General features: G+C 32.5%; 4 protein-coding genes. 2 read left to right on the top strand and 2 right to left on the bottom strand.

Translation table 11 applies throughout. The annotated features are described in order from the left end of the window. Positions 1-11: 11 nt before the first annotated feature. Both PHC28_RS02490 and PHC28_RS02495 read right to left on the bottom strand, forming a co-directional pair. Positions 12-1,760 (bottom strand): alpha-glucosidase, encoded by a 1,749-nt coding sequence (locus PHC28_RS02490; protein ID WP_367277976.1) that lies wholly within the window; start codon positions 1,758-1,760, stop codon positions 12-14. Positions 1,761-1,778: 18 nt separating this feature from the next. Then, positions 1,779-2,669, bottom strand: a complete 891-nt coding sequence (locus PHC28_RS02495; RefSeq protein ID WP_300096407.1) for a carbohydrate kinase — start codon at positions 2,667-2,669, stop codon at positions 1,779-1,781. A gap of 289 nt (positions 2,670-2,958) precedes the next feature. Between PHC28_RS02495 and PHC28_RS02500 the strand changes: the two genes are divergently transcribed. Then, a complete protein-coding gene (locus PHC28_RS02500; protein WP_300096408.1) occupies positions 2,959-4,965 on the top strand; it encodes a glycoside hydrolase family 65 protein in 2,007 nt (668 codons plus the stop codon). Between the two features lie 24 nt (positions 4,966-4,989). Then, on the top strand, positions 4,990-6,608 hold a 1,619-nt coding region (locus tag PHC28_RS02505), incomplete at its 3' end, for an alpha-galactosidase (protein ID WP_300096409.1).

Consider the following 6,608-nt stretch of genomic DNA (forward strand, 5'->3'; position numbering starts at 1 on the left):
ATAATTTTAAATTAGTTAATTTCCATAATTAAGGCTTGGTAAGGACGCAATATACTATTATTTATTGAATCTGAATAAAAATAATTATCACTAATTATTTTAGCGTTTTTCATATCTATTCCTGTGTTAACTGCTGCATTTTCTGAAGTGAAATTTAACATCACTAGCATTTTTTTACCTTCTAACTCACGAGTATAAGCAAACACATTTGGATTTTCTCTGTCCAAAAGGGTATATTTTCCATAAATCAAAACGGGATTGTTTTTTCGAAGTTGAATTAATTTTCTAAAATAATTTAAAGGTGAATTTGAATCTTTTTCTTGCGCTTCAGCGTTTACAGTTGTATAATTTTGGTTTATTTTCAACCACGGTTTACCTGTTGTAAATCCAGCATTCGCAGTTGTATTCCATTGAAACGGCGTTCTACAGTTTTCCCTTGAAGTTTGTTTTTTTTCTTCTAAGAAAGCGGCTAAATCACCTCCTTTTTGCTTTAGACCTAAATAGGCATTACGAGTATCAACATCATTATAATCATCGATATTATCAAAACGAATATTACTCATTCCTAACTCATCTCCATTATAATAAAAGGTTGTTCCACGCATCGTCATTACAAAAGTGGTTAACATTTTTGAAGAAAGTTCTCTGTATTCTGGCGTGTCATTTCCAAATTTAGAAACCATACGGGGTTGATCGTGATTGGCCATAAAAATAGAAAGCCAACCTTTATCTTTTAATTCCAAGTCATAGCGAGAAAAAATATCTTTATATTTTACAAGCCCAAAATCGCTAATATGTTTGCCAATATCAACTGATTCAAAATGATAGGCAATATTTAACTCTTTTCGCTCTGGATCAACAAATTTCATAGCCGCTTTTGGAGAATCTCCAGCACCTTCGGCAACAGTCATTGCGTCAGGATATTTGCTTAAGACTTCACGATTCATTTCCTGAAGATAATCGTGCAAATGAGGTCCATTTCCATAATATTTAATAATTTCTAGAGTGTTCCCAATAATTTCTTTAGGCAATTCTGGAAATGAAGGGTCTTTTGAAGCAAATTGAAAAGCATCCAATCTAAAACCATCAATTCCTTTATCAAGCCAATATTTCATCATATCATAAATCTCCTTGCGAACCTCTGGATTATTCCAATTAAGATCAGGTTGTTTTACAGAAAAATAATGCAAGTAATACGAATCTGTTTGTGCATCATATTTCCAAGCATTGCTATTTATATCAAACCAGCTCCATCTGTAAGGGGGAGTTCCTTTTTCGGCTGGCCACCAATAATAATAATTTCGGTATTTATTATCTCTCGACTTTCTACTTTCTTGAAACCAATAATTTTCGTCAGAACTATGGTTAACCACCAAATCCATAATGCATTTTATACCTCGGTCGTGCATCCCTTTTAGCAATTGATCAAAGTCTTGCATTGTGCCAAAATCTTTCATAATATCACGATAATTACTAATGTCATAACCATTATCATCGTTTGGCGATTCGTAAATTGGGTTCAACCAAACAGCATCAATTCCTAAACTTTTTATATAATCTAGCTTAGAGATAATACCTTTCAAATCACCAATACCATCGCCATCACTATCTTTAAAACTTCTTGGATAAATTTGATAAATTACGGCTTCTTTCCACCATTTTTTATCGATTGAAGATTTTGTTTCTTGTGCCATAATTATTTCATTGGATAGAAAGATTAGTATTAAAAAAGCAAATAATAATTTTATTTTTTGTTTCATATTATTGGTTTTTTTATTCTAAATATTCATAAATTTTGTAATTTCCTCATTTGATATTTTAGGATTTGCCCCTTCATTACTTGCTACCAAAGCTCCTAAAGCACAAGCAAAATCTATTGCTTTTTGTGGTTCTTCATTAGTTAATAATTTACTTAATAATCCCGCAAGAAATGAATCGCCAGCCCCAACGGTATCAGCAACATTAATTTTATAACCACTATTGTAATACATTTTGCCTTTGTAATATAAAACTGCTCCGTGGCTTCCTTTTGTTACGCAAATACTTTTTGTGTTTGTCTCCTTTGCAATAAAAAAAATATTTTGCTCTAATGAATGAAAAGGAGAATCAAGATATTCACTTATTTCATACAATTCATCATCATTAAATTTAATAAAATCCGACTGATTCATAAGATTTACTAGCAATTCTTTGGTATAAAACGGTGCGCGAAGATTGACATCAAAGATTTTATATTTGGCTTTTTTAATCAGTTTTTCTAAGGTTTTATAAGAAGTTTCATCTCTGCAAACTAAACTTCCAAAGACCAATGCATTCGCATTTTTTACGGCATTGTTAGCTTCAGAAGTCACTTCAATTTCATCCCAAGCAACAGGATAATTAATGGTGTAAGAAGCAGAACCTTTTTTATCTAATTGAACCAATACTTCGCCTGTAGAATAAATTTTATCAATTTGAATAGTTTCTGTAGCAACATCATTTGCTTGAACAAAAGCTACTAATTCTTTTCCTAAATCATCGTCTCCAATTCGGCTAATAATTTGAGCACTAATTCCTAACGAAGCTAATCGCAAAGTCACATTCAACGGAGCTCCACCAATTTTTCTGTGTGTTGGGAAAACATCATACAAAACCTCTCCAAAACAAATCACATTTAGGTTTTTAGTCATTATTTAAACATTTTATGTTCAAGTACTTCAAGAGAAAATCCTTAGACACTGCTTCGCAGAAGAATAACATTAAAAAGAATAGTACTCGGGAATTTCATTTTTTTGTGAATTTATCATTATAATTAATTTTTAAAAGTAGAATTCATTTTTAATTATAATTAAAATCATAAAAAACGAAAACGTTTTCGACTTATCGAAAACGTTTTCGAAGCTATTTTTCAGGTTCTTGTTTCAATTTCCCCTATTTATTATTTAAAAAGGATTTAAGTTTGAATTCAAAATTAAAATTATGAATTCAAAATTTAAACTTTCGTTACTAACATTAATAATAAGCACAATTAGCTTTGGCCAAACAAAATCTGACGAATGGCATTTAGTGGCTAATTCTCGCGAAAATTATTTTGGAGTTGCTATGGCAAATGGTCAAATAGGAATTGTTACTGATGACGTGCCGTTGAAAACCAAAGAAATAATTTTGAACGGCGTTTACGATGGCAGTCCCGAAAATGGAATCAGTAGAATCGTTCGAGGTATCGAATTTTTAAATTTGCATTTAAGTATTGATGGACAAGAAATACTATCTAACACCATTTCCGACTGGAGTCAGGTTATTTCTATGAAAGAAGGAACAAGTACTACTTCTTTTTCATTCAAAAATTTGGCAAATATCAATTATACTATTTTAGCTAATCGAGCTGTTCCTTATTCGGCTATGGCAATTGTAGAAATTACTCCTAATAAAGACATTGAAATAGTTGCTAATAACTATATGAATGTTCCTGATGAATTAAAAGAAGCCAAAAGTCAATTTCGAGTTTTAAAAGACAATCAATTTATAATGCCCGTTTTCGGAACTACAGCTAATACTCTAAACGGAAAATATACAGTTTCTGCAGCAACTACTTTCCTTTTTGATGGAACAGGAGAAACTTTGAAACAAACTGGAAATGAAGTTGGTTTTACAAAAAATTTATTAAAAGGAAAAAAATATCGTTTTGCCATTGCTGGCGGAATTTGCACTTCTAAAGATTTTACTGATCCTTTGAACGAATCTGAAAGACAACCTATTTACGCTTTACAACAAGGCATCGATAATTTACTAAACCGTCACAAACAAGCTTGGGCAGAATTATGGAAAACTGGAGATATTCAAATCGAAGGCGACTTAGATGCACAACAACGCGTTCGATTTGCATTGTATAATTTATATTCTTACATCCGTCCGGAAACCAGACAAAGCATTGCTCCAATGGGCTTGTCATCACAAGGGTATAACGGTCACATATTTTGGGATAGTGAACTTTGGATGTATCCAACACTTTTGGCATTACAACCCGATATGGCAAAATCTTGTCTGGATTATCGTTCCGATAGATTGCAAAAAGCCAAACAAAAAGCAACCGTTTATGGTTATAAAGGTGCAATGTTTCCGTGGGAATCAGATGATACAGGTGAAGAAGCAACACCCACTTGGGCTTTGACTGGAATTTTCGAACAACACATAACTGCCGATGTATCAATTGCATTTTGGAATTATTATGCCTTGACACAAGACAAATCTTGGTTGCAAAGTGAGTATAAAGTATTAAAAGAAACAGCCGATTTTTGGGTAAGTCGAGTAGTAAAAAATCCTGACGGAAGTTATTCTATTTTAAATGTCGTTGGTGCTGATGAATATGCACAACATGTCGATGATAATGCTTTTACCAATGCATCAGCGATTGAAGCTTTGAAAAACACTATCAAAGCCGCTACTATTTTAAACGAGCCAATCGACCCAAAATGGAAGGATGTTTCCGAAAAAATAATAATTCACTCCAAAAATGGAATAACTCAAAATTACAAAGGTTACAATGGACAAACCATTAAACAAGCTGATGTAAATTTATTAGCTTATCCGTTGCACATTATTACTGACAAAGCTCAAATAGAAAGAGACTTAGATTATTATTCTGAAAAAATTGATAAAAAAGACGGTCCCGCTATGGCTTCTGGAGTAGTATCAGTTTTATATTCTCGAATGGGTGATAAAGAAAAAGCATACGCTTACTTTGTAAAATCTTATTTGCCGAATAGCCGTCCCCCTTTTGGAGTTTTTTCGGAATCATCAAACAGCAACAATCCTTATTTCGCAACTGGTGCGGGAGCAATGCTTCAAGCTGTTATTTATGGTTTTGGAGGAGTAGAACAAACGGATAGTGGATTAAAATATAATAAAGGGCTTTTGCCAAAACAATGGAAGTCTCTAAAAATTATAGGACTTGGGGTTGACAATAAAACGATTACAATTGAATAAAAGATAAAAAACAAAACAAGAATTATGAAACAAAAAACGACCAATTATTTAAACTTAAAAAAAATATTGCTTTTTAGTTTTATTGTTACCACAAACCTTTTATTAGCACAAACAGTAACCATTCCTATTAAAACAGAGAACAGTATGTTGTTATTACAAACCGATAGTAATAATAGACTGATGAACGTATATTTTGGAAAACCACTTGAAAACGAAAATGAATTCGAAGCGGTTTCAGCAGGCTATAATTATGATTATTCTAACCAAGGAATTTACAACTCTGCCTATACACCATCTGGCACATGGAACCTTTCTGAACCAGCAATCCAAGTAAAACATACCGACGGAAATACTTCATTAGAACTAAAATATGTAAGTCATAAAATTGAAAAAATAGACGCTAATAGTTCAATTACCTGTATCCTGCTTAAAGATCCTGTTTATCCATTTGAGGTAACTTTGTTTTACAAAGTTTGGGTAAAAGAAAATGTAATTGAACAATGGACTGAGATTAAACACAATGAGAAGAAACCAGTATTATTACAAAAATACGCCTCAGCAAATCTATTTTTTGGAGGTAAAGATTTCTATCTCACCAGTTTTCAAGGAGAATATCTAAAAGAAATGCAGCCTGTTGAAACTAAGCTTGTGCAAGGTATAAGAACTTTAGATACAAAATTAGGAACTAGAGCAATGCTTACGCAAACTCCTAATTTTATGGTTTCATTTGGCAAACCAGCATCAGAAAATGAAGGAACTGTGATGTTGGGACAATTAGCTTGGAGTAGTAATTTTAAACTAGAATTTGAAATCGACTCCAATAAAAATCTTAGATTAATTGCCGGAATCAATTCATTTGCTTCTGAATATTCATTAGCTCCAAACGTAATTTTTAAAACTCCTTCTTTAATTTATGTACTTTCAAATCATGGTACTGGAGAGGCTAGCAGAAATTTGCACGATTGGGCTAGAAAATACAGACTGCTTGACGGACAAGGAGAACGACTTACTTTGCTGAATAATTGGGAAGCCACCTATTTTGATTTTGATGAAAATAAACTTAAAGACTTATTTAAAGATGCAAAAGACTTAGGAGTAGATATGTTTTTGTTAGACGATGGATGGTTTGGTAATAAATATCCAAGAAATAATGATGATGCAGGACTTGGCGATTGGCAGGAAAATAAAAAGAAATTACCGAGCGGTTTGGGTTACCTCGTAAAAGAAGCTAAGAAAGAAGGTGTAAAATTTGGTATTTGGATAGAACCTGAAATGGTAAACCCAAAAAGCGAATTGTACGAGAAACATTTGGACTGGGTTATTCGTCAACCCAAAAGACCAGAGATTTATTATAGAAATCAATTAGTATTAGATTTATCAAATCCTGAAGTTCAAGATTTTGTTTTTGGAATTGTAGACAATCTATTTATAAAAAATCCAGAATTAGCCTTTATAAAATGGGATTGCAATGCAACAATTTATAATGCCTACTCTACATATCTTAATAAAAAAGGATTACCTCAGACTAATTTATATGTAGACTACACCCAAGGTTTGTATAAAGTTCTCCAACGAATTAGAGCAAAATATCCAAAAGTCCCAATGATGTTGTGTTCTGGCGGTGGTGGTCGAGGCGAATATGA

The organism is Flavobacterium sp. (genome assembly GCF_028712645.1).
GTDB lineage: Bacteria > Bacteroidota > Bacteroidia > Flavobacteriales > Flavobacteriaceae > Flavobacterium.